This window comes from Bacillus sp. OK048 (assembly GCF_900103525.1).
In the GTDB taxonomy this organism is placed as follows: domain Bacteria; phylum Bacillota; class Bacilli; order Bacillales; family Cytobacillaceae; genus Neobacillus.
On the sequence record NZ_FNHN01000002.1, the window covers coordinates 376,939 to 394,153 of the forward strand.

15 protein-coding genes and 1 other annotated feature are annotated in these 17,215 nt (G+C 40.4%); of the genes, 1 reads left to right on the forward strand and 14 read right to left on the reverse strand.

Annotated elements, in window-relative coordinates; all coding sequences use genetic code 11:
* Window positions 1-41: 41 nt before the first annotated feature.
* From BLR86_RS05310 to hemA, 12 genes are all read right to left on the reverse strand, one after another.
* On the reverse strand, window positions 42-2,687 hold the full coding sequence (locus tag BLR86_RS05310) for a valine--tRNA ligase (protein WP_090759024.1): 2,646 nt from the start codon (window positions 2,685-2,687) through the stop codon (window positions 42-44).
* Between the two features lie 46 nt (window positions 2,688-2,733).
* Window positions 2,734-2,970 (reverse strand) — a binding site (T-box leader).
* Window positions 2,971-3,357: 387 nt separating this feature from the next.
* The gene (gene ysxE, locus BLR86_RS05320) at window positions 3,358-4,395 is read right to left on the reverse strand and encodes a spore coat protein YsxE (RefSeq protein ID WP_090759028.1); all 1,038 of its coding nucleotides are present in this window, start codon (window positions 4,393-4,395) and stop codon (window positions 3,358-3,360) included.
* 85 nt (window positions 4,396-4,480) lie between these two features.
* Complete coding sequence (gene spoVID, locus BLR86_RS05325; protein WP_090759030.1) at window positions 4,481-5,542, reverse strand: stage VI sporulation protein D; 1,062 nt, start codon at window positions 5,540-5,542, stop codon at window positions 4,481-4,483.
* A 396-nt stretch (window positions 5,543-5,938) separates the two neighbouring features.
* Window positions 5,939-6,088 carry a hypothetical protein gene (locus BLR86_RS26380; RefSeq protein ID WP_217642361.1) on the reverse strand — a complete coding sequence of 50 codons (150 nt, stop codon included), beginning with the start codon at window positions 6,086-6,088 and terminating at the stop codon, window positions 5,939-5,941.
* Window positions 6,089-6,257: 169 nt separating this feature from the next.
* Window positions 6,258-6,446 carry a hypothetical protein gene (locus BLR86_RS25615; protein WP_139185572.1) on the reverse strand — a complete coding sequence of 63 codons (189 nt, stop codon included), beginning with the start codon at window positions 6,444-6,446 and terminating at the stop codon, window positions 6,258-6,260.
* Between the two features lie 15 nt (window positions 6,447-6,461).
* Complete coding sequence (locus tag BLR86_RS25920; RefSeq protein WP_175492789.1) at window positions 6,462-6,599, reverse strand: hypothetical protein; 138 nt, start codon at window positions 6,597-6,599, stop codon at window positions 6,462-6,464.
* A 135-nt stretch (window positions 6,600-6,734) separates the two neighbouring features.
* A complete protein-coding gene (gene hemL / locus BLR86_RS05340) occupies window positions 6,735-8,021 on the reverse strand; it encodes a glutamate-1-semialdehyde 2,1-aminomutase (RefSeq protein WP_090759040.1) in 1,287 nt (428 codons plus the stop codon).
* Window positions 8,022-8,047: 26 nt separating this feature from the next.
* Window positions 8,048-9,025 carry a porphobilinogen synthase gene (gene hemB / locus BLR86_RS05345; protein WP_090759042.1) on the reverse strand — a complete coding sequence of 326 codons (978 nt, stop codon included), beginning with the start codon at window positions 9,023-9,025 and terminating at the stop codon, window positions 8,048-8,050.
* Between the two features lie 18 nt (window positions 9,026-9,043).
* On the reverse strand, window positions 9,044-9,817 hold the full coding sequence (locus BLR86_RS05350; protein ID WP_090759044.1) for a uroporphyrinogen-III synthase: 774 nt from the start codon (window positions 9,815-9,817) through the stop codon (window positions 9,044-9,046).
* Entirely contained in the window at window positions 9,811-10,749 is a 939-nt protein-coding gene (gene hemC, locus BLR86_RS05355) for a hydroxymethylbilane synthase (protein ID WP_090759046.1), read from the reverse strand. Before hemC ends, BLR86_RS05350 begins: the two co-directional genes overlap by 7 nt.
* Before the next feature lie 15 nt (window positions 10,750-10,764).
* Entirely contained in the window at window positions 10,765-11,598 is an 834-nt protein-coding gene (locus BLR86_RS05360; RefSeq protein ID WP_090759048.1) for a cytochrome C assembly family protein, read from the reverse strand.
* A 12-nt stretch (window positions 11,599-11,610) separates the two neighbouring features.
* Entirely contained in the window at window positions 11,611-12,951 is a 1,341-nt protein-coding gene (gene hemA, locus BLR86_RS05365) for a glutamyl-tRNA reductase (protein ID WP_090759050.1), read from the reverse strand.
* 230 nt (window positions 12,952-13,181) lie between these two features.
* On the opposite strand from hemA, the gene BLR86_RS05370 reads away from it, so the two are divergent.
* Entirely contained in the window at window positions 13,182-13,670 is a 489-nt protein-coding gene (locus BLR86_RS05370; RefSeq protein WP_090759051.1) for a LiaI-LiaF-like domain-containing protein, read from the forward strand.
* A 466-nt stretch (window positions 13,671-14,136) separates the two neighbouring features.
* On the opposite strand, the gene yihA is transcribed toward BLR86_RS05370, so the two are convergent.
* Window positions 14,137-14,718 carry a ribosome biogenesis GTP-binding protein YihA/YsxC gene (gene yihA, locus BLR86_RS05375; protein WP_090759053.1) on the reverse strand — a complete coding sequence of 194 codons (582 nt, stop codon included), beginning with the start codon at window positions 14,716-14,718 and terminating at the stop codon, window positions 14,137-14,139.
* On the reverse strand, window positions 14,715-17,042 hold the full coding sequence (lon, locus tag BLR86_RS05380) for an endopeptidase La (protein WP_090759055.1): 2,328 nt from the start codon (window positions 17,040-17,042) through the stop codon (window positions 14,715-14,717). Before lon ends, yihA begins: the two co-directional genes overlap by 4 nt.
* Window positions 17,043-17,215 lie beyond the last annotated feature (173 nt).

The window sequence follows — 17,215 nt, forward strand, 5'->3', positions numbered from 1 at the left end:
TCAAAGAAGACGAATCCTATATAGGACTCGTCTCTTTTTTATTATAATCCTTTTAACTCATTTATGCGTGCTTCTACTAACGCTCGTTTTTCACGATAGTCTTTTTCTTTTGCACGTTCTTCGGTAACTACACTTTCTGGAGCTTTTTTCATAAAGCCTTCGTTGTTTAGTTTCTTTTCGACTCTTTCTACTTCTTTAGTCAATTTATCGTATTCTTTTGCGAGACGGGCAATTTCTTCGTCAATGTTAATCAAGCCTTCTAATGGAAGATAGATTTCCAAGCCGGTAATAACTGCTGTCATTGCTTTTTCTGGTGTTTCGAGGTTTGTTCCTATTTGCAATTCTTCTGGGTTACAGAATTTTTCAATATAGCCACGATTCTTTTCAAGCGCCTTTAATACTGAATCATCCTTTGCCTTTACAAGCATTTTAATCTTTTTGCTCATTGGTGTGTTTACTTCTGCACGGATATTTCGAACGGAACGAATCATTTCCATTAACATCTTCATTTCCTGTGCAGCTTGTTCATCAGAATATGCTGGATTTACTTCAGGCCATTTGGCAGTTGTAATCGATTCACCGCTGTGTGGAAGGTTTTGCCAGATTTCCTCGGTAATGAATGGCATGAATGGATGTAACAGACGCATTGTCTGATCAAGAACATGTGCCAGGATCGAACGAGTGGTTTTCTTTGCTGCTTCATCCTCACCATATAATGGAAGCTTCGCCATTTCAATATACCAATCACAGAAATCATCCCAGATAAAGTTATACAGTGCACGACCAGCTTCGCCAAATTCATAACGCTCTGAGAGCTTTGTTACATGGTCAATCGTTTCATTTAATTGAGTGAGAATCCATTTATCAGCGACAGACTTTTCTCCGCTAAAATCGATTTCTTCATAGGTCATGCCATCCATATTCATTAATGCAAAACGAGAGGCATTCCAAATTTTATTCGCAAAGTTCCAAGTGGATTCAACTTTTTCAAAGCTAAAGCGTAAATCCTGACCCGGTGAGCTGCCAGTTGATAGGAAGTAGCGTAGTGCATCAGCACCGTATTTGTCGATAACATCCATTGGGTCGACACCGTTACCAAGGGATTTACTCATTTTACGTCCTTGTTCATCACGAACCAATCCGTGGATGAGAACATCTTTAAAAGGCCGTTCTCCTGTAAATTCAAGGCTTTGGAAAATCATTCGGGATACCCAGAAGAAGATGATATCATATCCTGTTACTAGAACGTCTGTTGGGAAGAAGCGCTTGAAGTCCTCTGCCTCAACATTTGGCCAGCCCATAGTGGAGAACGGCCATAATGCAGAACTGAACCACGTATCCAATACGTCTTTGTCCTGCTCCCAATTTTCGCTGTCTGCAGGTGCTTCGTGTCCAACGTAAACCTCACCAGTTTCCTTATGGTACCAAGCAGGAATGCGGTGACCCCACCAAAGCTGTCTGGAAATACACCAGTCACGGATATTTTCCATCCAGTGCAGGTAGGTTTTTTCAAAACGATCTGGTACAAAGTTTACTTTGTTTTCTTTATTTTGCAGGGCAATCGCTTCATCCGCAAGAGGCTGCATTTTAACGAACCATTGTGTTGAAAGATATGGCTCTACTACTGCGCCACTGCGTTCGGAATGCCCAACAGAGTGTAAATGCTCTTCAATTTTGAAAAGAACACCTTGTTCTTGAAGGTCCTTCACAATTTGCTTGCGGCATTCAAAACGGTCCAAACCTTTGTATTTTCCTGCTCTATCATTCATGGTGCCGTCTTCGTTCATAACAAGAACCCGCTCAAGATTATGTCGGTTACCGATTTCAAAATCGTTCGGATCATGAGCTGGAGTTATTTTAACAGCACCAGAACCAAATTCCATATCTACATAATCATCGCCGACGATCGGAATTTCACGGCCCACGATTGGCAGGATAACGGTTTTACCGATTAAGTGCTTATAGCGCTCATCTTCAGGGTGAACCGCAACCGCGGTATCGCCTAACATCGTTTCCGGACGTGTAGTTGCTACTTCAATATGTCCTGAACCGTCTGCTAACGGATATTTCATATGATAAAAACCACCCTGAACATCTTTGTAAATAACCTCGATGTCCGATAAGGCTGTCTTTGTGGATGGATCCCAGTTGATGATGTATTCGCCGCGGTAGATAAGACCTTTTTTATAAAGGGTAACGAAAACTTCTCGAACAGCTGCCGATAATCCTTCATCAAGGGTGAACCGCTCACGGCTGTAGTCTAAACCTAAACCTAGTTTTGACCATTGTTGGCGGATATGGGAGGCGTATTCTTCCTTCCACTTCCATGTTTCCTCAACAAACTTTTCACGACCTAAATCATAACGGCTTTTACCTTCACTGCGAAGCTTTTCTTCTACCTTCGCTTGTGTCGCGATTCCAGCATGGTCCATCCCTGGGAGCCAGAGAACATCATAGCCCTGCATCCGCTTCATGCGAGTTAGAATATCTTGCAGCGTTGTGTCCCAGGCATGCCCTAAATGCAATTTACCGGTAACGTTTGGCGGTGGTATCACGATCGTATAAGGCTGTTTGCCCTCATCATTCTGTGCTTCAAAAAACTTTCCTTTTAGCCACCATTCATAGCGACCTTGTTCAATCGACTGTGGATCATACTTCGTCGGCATAGTAATTTCTTTCGTTTCCATTTTTATTCCTCCTTTTTCCATCAACAACAAAAAACCCCAATCGTCTTAAAAGGACGAATGGAGTTTGCTTCGCGGTACCACCTTTTTTCCAACCCAAAAGAAATGAATTGGCTCTTAACGGGATAACGGATTTGATCCGTCTTCAACTAATGGGATTGTACATCCGTTCGCTGAAGAAGCTCGAGGGCGACTTTCCGAGTGTCTGCTTAGGCAACCTTTCAGCTAATGGCTTCCCTCTCTTAAAGCAGGTGTACATCGTACTCTTCCCTGTCAGTGCTATATATGTAATTAATTATATGTATTATACTACCCAAAAAAGGTTCTAGACGTCAATCATGATAACCAAATTTTTTATTTTATATACCATTTTAGGAAAAACGTTAAGAATTAGGGGAATTCGCTAGGTAGATAGAATATACATAAAAGAAACGCCATTTTCGAGAGGAAGGTTTATATGAAGCGGAGGAAATTTATTACCAAGTATTCCTACGCTCCCTGGTTTCGAACCACTAGGAGAGTATGCGCGCAGTTGATTTTGCCGTTTACGATTTTTCAATTAATCCGGACAATTTTTATTCCCACTGTCTTTGATATTTTATTATTAACAGTGTTTATTGCGATAGCCGTATTTATATTTTTTGAAATTGTTTAAGAGCCCAAAAAGCAATAGTTACTGCTGCTGGGCTCCTTCTTTTGCCTTCTTTTCTTGTTCCTCTATTTCTGTCATTCTCATGACTACATACTCGGAATTCTTCAAATGCCAGTATTTGCGCTGCAGCATTCGGACAAACTTCAGCTCGTTTTTTGGCTGTTCTTTTTTATAGTACCGTTCGACCACCTGGATGATGGGAATGGGATAAGCTAGATAACTTAAGAAAAGAAGTTTTTCATCTGCCTTGTAGGGAAAATATTTATAGTAATGGTGTATCCACTCAACGCCCTCATCATTTCGTTTTGGCTGAGAGTTAAAGGAACGAGACAGGTAAGGCAAGAGATCATGAATGGGTGAGCCATAGCGGGCATTTTCAAAATTAATAAAATAGCCGTACCCTTTATCATCATAAAGGAAATGCTCGGATGATATTTTCCCATGCGTAATCACCATTCGTGCTTTTTCTTCTTCCTTTGTTTTTTCATACCATTCTTCAAATTTCGTTTTCGAAAAGCGCAGCGCCTGGCTTATTTCGTTATAGTACAAGCAATACACAAGCTCAAACGGTGACATGTACGTCTTTTTTTCACATTCATCGATAAACCCATCCAGAAGCTCCTGATTCTTATCGAGCAGCTGAATCGTCTTTTCATAATGCTCTGTCCGCTCTTCTTTGTTAACAGTGATGTCTTTGGCCGATAATGTGTGAAGCCTGGCTAACTCGCGAAAAAGTTGCTGGTGTTTATGCTGGCGATCTTCCGTTACTTCATTCGACATCCATGGCATTAAATAATAAAGAGCTTTATCATGAAGGACCGCATACCTTCCGTCCATTGTTGGATAGATCGGCACAATTCGATTATAGCCCTTTTGATAGAGCAGATGAACATGGCGGATAAAATCAGTTCCCGTCGTCGGGTCAATTTTTTTCAGCGCAAATGTCCCTTTATCCGTATAGATTTTTTTAACACTGCCATGGTCTTCAACGAAATGTGGTTGTACTTGATAGTTTTTTAAAATCGGGACTAGTGGATCCACAAGATTCGAATCATTCATCGAAAATCATCTGCCTTTCAAAGAAAGCAAAGTACTTAAACAGATGTGAGCAGGTTTTCCAAACCCGCTCACCCTGTTTTGACTGTTATTTTTTTGCAAAGGCAACAGGTACATATAATACCTGACCCTCATACACGTCTTGGTTGAGCTCGAGATTATTGTATCTAAGTAGATTGGGAATAGAAACGTCGTAACGGTCGGAAAGGCTATCGAGTGTATCACCCTTCTGAACAATACAAACTTTTAATCTCGCTTGATCTGACGCTTCTTCCTTGCGTGCAAAGAATTCCGTGAGTGTCATCGATTTCTTTTTAGATGCCTTCTTTTTTACCTGTTTAGGTGGTTCTTCTGGAGAGGAAGAACTCTCTTCCATAACTGGTTCTTTTGGTTGAGAAGGTTCCTTCACCTCTTCTGCAATTGGCTTTGCCGGCGCTTCCTCATGTTTTGGCTCACTGATTTCACTTCTAGCAAATTCAAAAACGGCAGGCTGTTGTGGCTGCTCTTCTTCTTGTGGCTCTTGATACGTAAAGGTCGGGAATTTCGGAAATGGTTCAACCTGTTTTTCTTCTGGCTGCAACTTTGCTTCTGCTTCAAATAAGAAAGTGTCCTCAAATTGATTTTCCTCTTGTTGTGGTTCCTCTGTTGCTTCTACCTGATAGCGATGGAGTACTTCATACTCTTCCTCTTCCTCTACTTCCACGTCTGCATCCTGCTGGGATGAATCATATAAACCGCTAATGGTCAGTTCAGCAGATAGTTTTAGACAGCTGCGCTCCGGAATTGCATAATCAAATGATTCGACGATGACATCAATATCATAAATACTTTGAATTCGATTGTTTGGAATGGTAATATCGACAGGAAAACGGTGTGAGAATTCACAAATTCCTTCTTCTTGTGGATCCACTCTTTCTACATACTTTTGGTTCGGTTCATTTTCTTCCTCATTCTCCACACTATCTTCTTCACTTCTATATTCGCCTGTTAATTCCAGCGAACCCCGTATGGTTACGTATTGATCATTTTCCTGGATGGTAATATCCGGGTCTAGAGAAATCGAAACAAGCTCAGCTACTTCCTGTCCCTTTCTAAACCACAAAGATTCCTCCAAGGAAAATCGTAGACACGATTGATTCTCCTGAGACAAAGCGACTCCTCCTTTCGTTTCCTTTTACGCAAAATCACTATGTCACTTACACTTTATGAATAACAGCTTTTAAATATGATAAAAAAGCCTTGTAATCAAAAAAAGTTTAGGATTCTCTTTGTTTTTTATTTCACGACTTAACCGAAACTCACCCTTGATGTTTTTGGGCACATGGGGGCTTCTTTCGGTCTCTCCAGCTCCTCTGCATTGACCCTAATGCTTTTTCTGAATACTCTTCGGTCACTCTAGCTCCTCTGCATTGACCCAAATGCTTTTTCTGAATGCTCTTCGGTCACTCCAGCTCCTCTGCATTGACTCAAATGCTTTTTCTGAATGCTCTTCGGTCACTCCAGCTCCTCTGCATTGACCCAAATGCCTTTTCTGAATGCACTTCGGTCACTTTAGCTCCTCTGCATTGACCCAAATGCTTTTTCTGAATGCTCTTCGGTCACTCCAGCTCCTCTGCATTACCCAAATGCCTTTTCCGAATGCTCCTCGGTCACTCCAGCTCCTCTGCATTGACCCAAATGCTTTTTCTGACTGCACTTCGATCACTCCAGCTCCTCTGCATTGACCCAAACGCATTTTCTGTATGCTCTTCGGTCACTCCAGCACCTCTGCATTGACCCAAACGCATTTTCTGTATGCTCTTCGGTCACTCCACTTGACCGAAAATTTTCTATTCTTCTTTTTCGCGCACATAGGGCCTCTCCACTTAACCGAAACATTCCGTTTCTTCTTTTTCGCGCACATGGGAGCTCTCCACTTGACCAAAAATTTTCTTTTTTCCTTTTTCGCGCACATGGACCCTCTCCACTTGACCGAAACATTCCGTTTTTTCTTTTTCGCGCACATGGGAGCTCTCCACTTTACTGAAACATTCCGTTTCTTCTTTTTCGCGCACATGGACCCTCTCCACTTAACCGAAACACTCCGTTTCTTCTTTTTCGCGCACATGGACCCTCTCCACTTGACCGAAACATTCCGTTTCTTCTTTTTCGCGCACATGGGGCCTCTCTACTTGACCGAAAAATTCCATTTTTCCTTTTTCACGCACATAGGGCCTCTCCACTTGCCCGAAAACTCTCCCCTTATAGGTTTTGGGGCACATTGGAACACTGTAAATGTCCTACTTAACAAGTATTTTTCAATAAAAAAAGCACTTATCAATTTGATAAGTGCCAGGAACGAATTATTTTAGTTTTGAAAAAGCAATCTCTACTGCTTTGATCGTTTTTTCGATGTCTTCGTCGGTATGTGCGGTTGATAAGAACAAGCCTTCGAATTGGGATGGCGGCAGGAATACTCCTTGTTCAGCCATTTCACGATAATAGGCAGCGAAATATTCTAAGTTAGATGTTTTTGCTGTTTCATAGTCGATGACATCTTCATTTGTAAAGAAGAACCCGATCATCGAACCAGCACGGTTGAAAGTAACGGGAATATCATATTTTTCAGCCGCTGCTGTAATTCCTTTTTCAAGTAAGTCTCCCAAGCGCTTAAACTCTTCATAATGCTCTGGTGTTAATTGGCTTAACGTCTCATACCCAGCCGTCATGGCAAGTGGGTTTCCTGAAAGAGTTCCAGCTTGGTAAATCGGTCCGGCTGGAGCAATTTGACGCATGATTTCAGCTTTACCACCGTAAGCGCCAACTGGCAGTCCACCGCCAATTACTTTTCCTAGACAAGTAATATCTGGAGTAATATTAAAATAGCCTTGTGCACAATTGTAGCCTACACGGAAACCAGTCATAACCTCATCAAAAACCAGCAAAGCGCCTTTTTCAGTGGTAATCTCACGAAGACCCTCTAAGAATCCAGGCAGCGGTGGCACAAGCCCCATATTCCCTGCAACTGGCTCAACGATAATACATGCAATATCATCGCCAAATTGTTCAAATGCATACTTTACCGCTTCAAGATCATTGTAAGCGACTGTAATCGTGTTTTTAGCAGTTCCTTCAGGAACACCAGGACTGTCTGGTAATCCAAGTGTAGCAACACCAGAGCCAGCTTTAATCAACAGAGAATCACCATGTCCATGGTAACAGCCTTCAAACTTTAAAATTTTATTACGGCCTGTGTAACCTCGTGCTAAGCGGAGGGCACTCATCGTCGCTTCTGTTCCTGACGATACCATCCTTACCACTTCAATTGATGGCACACGCTCAATCACAAGCTTAGCCAGTTCGTTTTCCATTAATGTTGGTGCGCCATAGCTTGTACCAAGCTCAGCCACCTTTTTAATGCCTTCAACGACGCGTTCATTTGTATGTCCAAGGATTAGCGGTCCCCATGATAATACATAATCGATATATTCATTGCCATCGATATCATAGATTTTAGAACCTTTTCCTCTTTCCATGAAAATCGGATCCATATTCACTGATTTAAAAGCACGTACCGGGCTATTCACCCCGCCAGGCATTAGGTTTTGAGCTTCTTTAAATGCTTCAATTGATTTTGTATATGAGCGCATTTTACTTTCCTCTTTTCATCTTGAAATTATTGTTCCTTTAACCAACGGCATGCGTCTTTTGCTGCATAGGTAATAATTAGATCTGCGCCGGCACGCTTCATCCCTACTAACATTTCAAGAACAGTATTTTTTTCATCAATCCAGCCGTTTGCAGCAGCAGCTTTCACCATTGCATATTCACCGCTTACGTTGTAAATTACAACAGGTAGATTGAAGTTATTTTTTACATCACGAACGATATCAAGATACGGTAATCCTGGTTTAACGATTAAGAAATCTGCGCCTTCTGCAACATCGGATTCCGCTTCCCTAAATGCTTCCATCCGGTTGGCAGGGTCCATTTGATACGTTTTGCGATCGCCAAACTGTGGTGCACCTTCTGCTGCTTCACGGAATGGACCGTAAAAAGCAGACGCATATTTAACCGCATAAGACATAATGGGGATCTCTTTAAATCCAGCTTCATCTAAACCGGCACGAATGGCTGCAACAAAGCCGTCCATCATATTCGATGGTGCAATAATATCTGCTCCAGCTTTTGCTTGTGCGACTGCTGTTTTTACAAGTAATTCTAAGGATTCATCGTTCAGAACCTTTTCCCCTTCGACAACACCACAGTGACCATGGTCTGTATATTCACATAAACAGGTATCGGCTACGACAATGATTTCTGGGAACCTTTCCTTAATAAACCGTGTTGCCACTTGAATAATCCCATGGTCATGGAAAGCTTGTTCTCCGCAAGCATCTTTTGTTGTAGGAATACCAAATAATAATACAGATTTAATTCCATGTGCAACGATATCTTCCATCTCTGCTTGAAGATGATCGATCGATACTTGGAAAACACCTGGCATTGATGAAACTTCATTGCGAATATTTTCACCTTCATAAATAAACAACGGATAGATAAAATCTTCCGGTCGTAAGTGGTTTTCTCTCACTAGCGCCCGCATGTTAGCGCTTGATCGTAATCGGCGATGACGTGAAAATTGTAATTCCATTTATAATTACCCCCAACATTATTTTTCTAAGTATTCAATCGTACTTTTGACCATTTCTTTTACGGTATATTCCTTTGGTGCAGCATGGACTGGTAATCCATAAGATCGCAGTTTTTTCTCTGTTACCGGTCCGATGCAGCCAACGACACAATTTCCGATATGACTCTCAAGTTTATACTCTTTCACCACATTCATAAAGTGATCTACAGTGGAGGGACTCGTAAACATTAAGATATCCAGCTCATCGGCAGAAAGCAGCTTTGCCAGTTTTTCAAGGCTCTCATTCGGCATGTACGTTTCATAAATGACGATTTCATCGACATGAGCACCATGCCGTATAAGAGAACTCGATATATATTCCCTGGCGAGATTTCCTTTCGGAAGCAGGATCCTTGAACCTGGTGCCACATAGGGGAGGAATTCTTCAACAAATACCTCAGCCACATAAGAAGATGGAACAAACTCAGCTTTTAACCCCTTTTCGCTAATGACCTCTTCCGTTTTCTTGCCAATAACTGCAACTCTAGGAAATGTACTGAACTCTTCGATATTTTTAAAAGAAAAGAAAGTATCAACCGTGATATTGCTTGTAAAAATAATCCAGTTATATGTCTCAATTTCGTTTATTGCCGTTTGCAGCCGTTGATTGATTTCAATCGGACGAAACGCAATAAGAGGGATTTCGATTGAAATCCCTCCATACTTTTCTACAAGTTGTGAAAAGGATTTTGCCTGACCTGCTCCACGGGGAACGAGGACCTTTTTGTCTTTCAAACCTAATGGTTCTAGCATTGACCTTCGAGCTCCCGTTTAACCTTCTCAATCAGGTCTTTAGCTCCTTTTTCAATTAATAGGTCTGCAGCTTGAATACCAAGCTCTTCCGGGTTATGACCTCTTAGTTCCTCTTTGAAGATTTCATGGCCTTCAGGAGACGCTACTAATACGGTTAGAACAATCTCGTCATTGTCTTCGATAGTGGCGAAGCCGGCAATTGGCACTTGGCAGCCGCCTTCCATTTTTTGAAGGAAAGCCCGTTCAGCTCTAACAGCTCTTTCTGTTTTCTTACATGTGAATTTTTCGAACAGTTCAAGAAGCTCTTTGTCATCTTCACGACATTCAATCGATAATGCTCCTTGGCCAACAGCTGGAACACAAATTTCTTCGTCGATAAATTCAGTGATGGTTTCTTTTGCCCAGCCAAGACGGGAAAGTCCTGCTGCAGCTAGGATAATAGCATCATATTCTTCATCCTGAAGCTTCTGTAATCTCGTATCCACATTTCCACGGATCCATTTTATTTCTAAATCAGGACGTTGTACGAGTAATTGCGCGCTACGGCGAAGGCTGCTAGTACCAATAATTGCTCCTGGCTTCAGATCCTTTAACTTAACATGATCTCTTGAAATCAACGCGTCACGATGATCCTCACGGAATGGGATACAGCCGATTGTAAGACCCTCTGGCAGGACTGCTGGCATGTCTTTCATACTATGAACAGCCATATCAATTTCTTTATCCATCATCGCTTGCTCGATTTCCTTCACAAATAAGCCTTTTCCGCCTACTTTTGAAAGTGTGACATCAAGGATTTTATCTCCTTTAGTGACAATTTCTTTTACTTCAAATTCAAAAGGTCCTCCGAGCTTTTTCAGCTGTTCAATCACCCAATTTGTTTGTGTTAAAGCCAACTTGCTGCGTCTAGAACCTACGATAATTTTTCTCATGACTACCTCCTGCAATTATGAATACCAAAAATGAAATGATGATAATTGACCAAAAAAGAAAAAGTTTATTAAAACGACTATAAAAGATCCTGTATTCCAAATGGCTAGCTGTCTGCCTGACATATTTTTAACAATACGCAGGTACAAATAAATACTGTACCCTAATAAAACAACAAATGATCCTATTATTTTCATATCGTACCATGGCATTCCTGGAACTTTTAGAAAGGCCCATTGTAATCCAAGAATGAGGCTTAATAACAGCATGGGAACTCCTATTACTACTAAAATATAAGAGGAGCGTTCCAGTTTGCTCAAATCTGCAATTCTCATAAGTCTCGCCCCCCACTTTTTTCTTTTCAATAAATCATATTGAATGAGATAAAGCGTCGATAGGACAAAAGATAATGAGAAAGCCCCATAGGACAGAATTGCCATTGTGATATGTATAAGTAAAAGCTCAGACATTAGCTGATTGCTAATAATATGCGAATCATGGTTAATCGGAGCAAATGTATGAATGGCGATGACAATAAAGCCAAGTATATTCGTAAAAAAGACAATGAAATCAACCTTCAATAACCGGTTAATTCCTAGCGATAGCGTAACCAATATCCATGCATAAAAATACAGACCTTCAAATATCGTTAACGCCGGAAATTTTCCTGTTTTTATCATATAGGAAGTTAAAAATATCGTTTGTAAAACCCATACAAACGCAAGTAACCAGAAGGCGATACGGTTTGCCTTCCGGTTATGGTGAATGAAATCGAAAAAATATAACAATACACTGAAGGCATATAGAACTACTGTCAATTCGTGCAGTCGTGTCATATAAAAGTCATACATAATAAGTTCCTCTTATGACTGAAAAGAAGCCTGAGGTACATGAACCATTGCATTTTTGGTTTCGGCTGCTTTTGTTTGTTTTTCAACAAGCTCTTCAATCTTAAATATTTTCATAAATAAATCCAATGCCTCATCAGCATCAGGACGAGCAGCCAATTCTTTCGCTTGTAAGATAGGGTCTTTTAAAAGTTGATTGATAATGCTTTTTGTATGTTTATTTAATACCTTTAGATCGCGGTCCGATAAATGGGACAGCTTGCGCTCTAGACTGACCATTGTTTCAGCTTGAATGGCAACCGCTTTATCTCTAAGTGCCGAGATAACAGGTACAACGCCCAACAAACCAAGCCATTGTTTGAAATCAACAATTTCCTTTTCAATCATCAACATAATGGCTTGAGCTGCTTTCTTTCGCTCCTGAAGGTTTGCCTGTACAATTCCCTCTAAATCATCGATGTCATATAAAAAGACACTTTCTAGCTCAGCGATTTTAGGATCTAGGTCACGCGGAACGGCAATATCGACCAAAAATAATGGCTTACCCTTACGCTTTTTCTCCACTTTTTCCATCATTGATTTCGAAATGACAAAATCCTTCGCACCTGTAGAGCTAATCAGAATATCTGCATCCATAAGCGTATTTTGAAGATCATCGACTGTTTTTGCATCTCCAGAAAATCGATCGGCAAGAACTCTTGCTTTTTCATACGTACGATTAATGACAGTTACTTTCCTTACACCGTTCCCATGCAGATTTTGGGCTGCTAACTCACCCATTTTGCCTGCACCAAAAATGAGGACATGTTTATTTTCAAGTGAACCAAAGATTTTCTTTGCAAGTTCAACAGCTGCATAGCTAACAGAGACAGCATTTGCACCAATATCTGTTTCAGCGTGTCCACGTTTTGCTACTGTAATCGCCTGTTTGAATAAGTGGTTGAAGACTGTACCTGTTGTTCCTTGCTCTTGAGCCAAAATAAAGCTTGAACGAACCTGCCCTAATATTTGAGTTTCCCCTAATACCATTGAATGAAGACCGCAAGCTACCTTGAATAAATGTTCAACGGCACCGTCTTCTTCGTAAACAAATAGGAATGGTGAAAACTCTGATTGTTCAATTCCGAACCATTCAGATAGAAATTCCTTTATATAATAACGGCCAGTATGCAATTGATCTACAACGGCATATACCTCTGTACGATTACACGTCGACACAATGATGTTTTCAAGGACGCTTTTTTTGGAATTTAATTTTGTCATGGCATCCCCAAGGTCGGCTTGATTAAATGTCAACCGCTCACGGATTTCCACAGGGGCAGTTTTATAGTTTAAACCGATCACTACAATATGCATTTTTTTAGAACACCCCCAATAAGTAATACAATTACTATTTCTACATGATTAACTAGTCTGATTATAACACGGGATTTTCAACATTTACCCGAAAAATGTGAACAGAAAACGAAACATATGTTACTATAAATAGGAAAAAAAGTTTATGTTTAAAATAAAATATCATCTTATGTACCGTACCAAAAAAATCAATGATATTCAAGTATACCTTATTGGAAGTGGTGTTTTATATGAAGAATCAACGGATTTTCCCTGGAATTATCCTGATTGGCTTTGGTGTCTATCTTTTCTTACAGCAATCTGGATTTACTGCTTTTCAAGCATTGTATTCATGGCCAACGCTGCTTATTATTGTCGGTGCGGCTTTTTTAGGACAGGGATACTCTGCAAAAGACCATGAAGCAATTCTGCCTGGTGTTATCATAGGGGGGTTCGGTCTACATTTCCATTTGGCTGGTAAAGTCTCTTTCTGGCCAAACAATACCATTGGCATGCTGGTATTGTTTATATCCATTGGCTTCTTTCTTCGGTTTCAAAAAACCAATAATGGTTTGTTTCAAGCGTTTCTCTTTTTAGTAATGGCATTGTTGCTATTATTTTACGATAAAGTATCTGAATATCTTAATTTACTGCAAAATGGGCTAAGTTTTGTTTGGAAATTTTGGCCAGCCATTATTATTCTTGTTGGAATCTACTTTCTCTTTCGGAAGAAAAAATAACGTCAGGCACTGTAATTCATCAAAATGAGGTTCTCTTGGAATCTCACTCCCTGTTAAATAAAGATGTCTTGTCCTTAATCGAGTAACCAGCAAAAGTAAAATAAGCGGAGATTTTCCGGTTAAATGCAAAATGGAGCTGGTTTCGGGGTAAATAAGCGGAGGTTTTCCGCTTAAGCAAAGGAATATCCTCCATTTTTGAATTTTTTGATTCAATAGGCGGAATCTCTCCGTCTATTGAAGCCTTTTTTTATAATAATTTCTAATTAAACGGAATTTCTCCGTCTATTTTCAGATCAGATGCTTAACCTGATCCCCCAACCGATAATTGCGGATCCTCTTTAATTTCGTAGAAACCTTGATAAACAAAGAAAAGACGTATGCCAATTCATACGTCTTTTCTTGTGTCTTTTAATAAGGAAGCACCCGAAAACGGACTCCTTTAGAAATCTTCAGCATAACGTTATTTTTACATATAGCTTTGTAAAATTGTCCATGCTTTGTCTTTGCCTTCGCCTGTTTCGGATGAAAACAAGACAATTTGATCGTTTTCGTCTAAATCAAGCGTTTCTTTTGTAACTTTTAAATACTTCTGCCATTTTCCCTTTGGGATTTTATCTGCCTTCGTTGCGATAACAATACAAGGAATGTCATAGTGCTTTAAGAAATCATACATCATCACATCATCTTGTGTCGGCGGGTGCCGTAAGTCTACAATCAAAACTGCAGCTCTTAATTGCTCACGGGAGGTAAAATACGTCTCAATCATTTTTCCCCAAGCTTCCCGTTCCGACTTCGATACCTTTGCATATCCATAGCCAGGTACATCGACAAAATGAAGAATTTCATTGATTAAGTAAAAATTTAAGGTCTGTGTTTTCCCTGGCTTTGACGAGATTCTGGCAAGGCCTTTACGATTTAACATCTTATTAATAAACGAAGATTTACCTACATTTGACCTTCCTGCCAATGCAAATTCAGGAAGCTCTGTTTCTGGGTACTGCGCTGGCCTTACGGCACTGATGACAATATCGGAACTTGTTACTTTCATTTTAATCCACCTTCTACTAGTGCATGTCGTAAAACTTCATCGACATGTGAAACAAGAACAAACTCAATTTCATTTCTGACACTTTCTGGTATATCATCAATATCCATTTCATTATCCTTTGGAAGAATAACCTTTGTTAATCCTGCCCGATGAGCACTAAGTGTTTTTTCTTTTAACCCACCAATTGGAAGCACACGGCCTCTTAGGGTAATTTCACCCGTCATCCCTACTTCACGCCGAATTGCTTTACCGGTTAAAGCAGACACGAGTGCAGTAGCCATAGTGATTCCTGCAGATGGTCCATCTTTTGGAACTGCTCCTTCTGGAACGTGAATATGCACATCGTATTTTTCATGAAAATCTTCTTCAATACCAAGCTCTGCAGTCTTTGAACGAACATAACTAAACGCAGCCTGTGCAGATTCTTTCATGACATCGCCTAGTTTTCCTGTTAATACCAGTCTGCCTTTACCCGGTGATAGGGAAACTTCAATCTGGAGTGTATCGCCACCTACAGTCGTGTAGGCCAGCCCGGTTGCAACTCCGACTTGATCCTCTGTTTCAGCTTGACCATAGCGGTATTTTGGCTTACCTAGGAAATCCTCAACATTCTTTTCGGTAACAACAACCCGTTTTTTCTCACCAGAAACAACAATCTTGGCAGTCTTGCGGCAGATGGTTGCCATTTGCCGTTCTAGACTCCGTACTCCTGCTTCACGGGTATAATACCTAACTACCTTTAAAATGGCATCATCACGTACCTGCAATGTCCCTTTTGAAAGTCCATTTTCTTTAATTTGCTTGCCTAACAAGTGATCTCTTGTGATATGAACTTTTTCAATCTCGGTATAGCCAGCAATCGTAATAATTTCCATTCTATCTAAAAGCGGACCAGGGATCGTGGATAAGTTATTGGCCGTCGCAATAAACATGACTTTTGATAGGTCATACGTTTCTTCGATATAATGATCGCTAAAATTATGGTTTTGTTCCGGGTCCAACACCTCTAACATCGCTGAAGATGGATCACCACGGAAGTCACTTGACATTTTATCAATCTCGTCTAATAAAAAGACTGGATTAATCGTGCCCGCTTTTTTCATTCCTTGAATGATTCGACCTGGCATCGCCCCAACATAAGTCCTGCGGTGACCGCGTATTTCAGACTCATCACGAACGCCTCCAAGGGAGACACGGACAAAATTGCGATTTAATGAAGAAGCAATCGAACGCGCTAAACTTGTCTTACCTACTCCTGGAGGTCCTGCAAGGCAAAGAATCGGTCCTTTTAAGGAATTGGTCAGCTTTTGAACGGCTAAAAATTCTAATACACGTTCTTTCACTTTTTCAAGTCCAAAATGATCCTGATTTAGGATCTTTTCAGCACGGTTAATATCAATATCGTCATTTGTCTTTTTTGACCATGGGATCGTAATTAACCATTCAATATAGTTGCGAATAACGGCACTTTCAGCTGAACTTGATGGCACCTTCTCATAGCGATCAAGTTCTTTAAAAGCAGTCTGCTGAACATGTTCAGGCATACCCGCTTGGTTTATTTTTTCAGTAAGGTCGGCAATTTCACCGGTTTTACCCTCTTTATCGCCTAATTCTTTCTGAATTGCCTTCATTTGCTCTCGCAGATAATATTCTTTTTGCGTTCTTTCCATTGAGCGCTTCACACGCTGGCCAATCTTTTTCTCAAGATTCAGTACTTCTTTTTCATTTTGAATGGTATCAATCACCATATTCATTCGCTCTTTTACATCAATCATTTCAAGTATTTCTTGTTTTTCCTTTAATTTGATTGGTAAATGGGATGCGATAATATCGGCCATTCTTCCTGGTTCTTCAATGTCAACAACCGAGGCATAGGTTTCTGCTGAAATTTTCTTTGATAACTTTATGTATTGCTCGAAATACTCAAGCATTGTTCTCATTAATGCCTGATCCTCTACATCCTTTGTTGTAGGTTCATCATATGTCACGATGCTGACAGCATAATATTCTTCTTCATCATGAAATGTTTCAATTTTGGCTCTGTTGAGTCCCTCGACCAATACTCTAATTGTGCCATTTGGGAGCTTGAGCATTTGTTTAACCTTTGTTAACGTACCAATCTCGTATAAATCTTCCTCAGACGGTTCGTCGATTGCAATATCCTTTTGCGTCGTTAAAAAAATTAAATGGTCATCTACCATCGCTTTTTCAAGGGCCTCAACCGATCTTTCACGCCCCACATCTAAATGAAGGACCATTGTCGGATATACTAGCAACCCCCGAAGCGGCAGGAGGGGAACGATCAATTCTCTATCTTTCGCCATTAAGTTGCACCTCCACATGCATAAATCAATGTTTCCCGCTGATAAAAGCAGAAAACGTCTTTGTACAATTCTATCTCATTTGCAAATTTGTGTCTAATATTACGAAAGTAACAGTTTCTTCTTGTCAATATGATTAATTTTCCCCAAGCTCCTTAATTTCTTTCATAAAGTCT

What these genes read in the sequence shown, in the direction of transcription:
- hemC (WP_090759046.1), bottom strand. Translation starts at nt 10,749, where the DNA reads ATGAGAAAAATTATCGTAGGTTCTAGACGCAGCAAGTTGGCTTTAACA.
- yihA (WP_090759053.1), bottom strand. Translation starts at nt 14,718, where the DNA reads ATGAAAGTAACAAGTTCCGATATTGTCATCAGTGCCGTAAGGCCAGCG.
- ysxE (WP_090759028.1), bottom strand. Translation starts at nt 4,395, where the DNA reads ATGAATGATTCGAATCTTGTGGATCCACTAGTCCCGATTTTAAAAAAC.
- hemL (WP_090759040.1), bottom strand. Translation starts at nt 8,021, where the DNA reads ATGCGCTCATATACAAAATCAATTGAAGCATTTAAAGAAGCTCAAAAC.
- BLR86_RS05350 (WP_090759044.1), bottom strand. Translation starts at nt 9,817, where the DNA reads ATGCTAGAACCATTAGGTTTGAAAGACAAAAAGGTCCTCGTTCCCCGT.
- BLR86_RS05310 (WP_090759024.1), bottom strand. Translation starts at nt 2,687, where the DNA reads ATGGAAACGAAAGAAATTACTATGCCGACGAAGTATGATCCACAGTCG.
- lon (WP_090759055.1), bottom strand. Translation starts at nt 17,042, where the DNA reads ATGGCGAAAGATAGAGAATTGATCGTTCCCCTCCTGCCGCTTCGGGGG.
- hemB (WP_090759042.1), bottom strand. Translation starts at nt 9,025, where the DNA reads ATGGAATTACAATTTTCACGTCATCGCCGATTACGATCAAGCGCTAAC.
- BLR86_RS05360 (WP_090759048.1), bottom strand. Translation starts at nt 11,598, where the DNA reads ATGTATGACTTTTATATGACACGACTGCACGAATTGACAGTAGTTCTA.
- BLR86_RS05370 (WP_090759051.1), top strand. Translation starts at nt 13,182, where the DNA reads ATGAAGAATCAACGGATTTTCCCTGGAATTATCCTGATTGGCTTTGGT.
- hemA (WP_090759050.1), bottom strand. Translation starts at nt 12,951, where the DNA reads ATGCATATTGTAGTGATCGGTTTAAACTATAAAACTGCCCCTGTGGAA.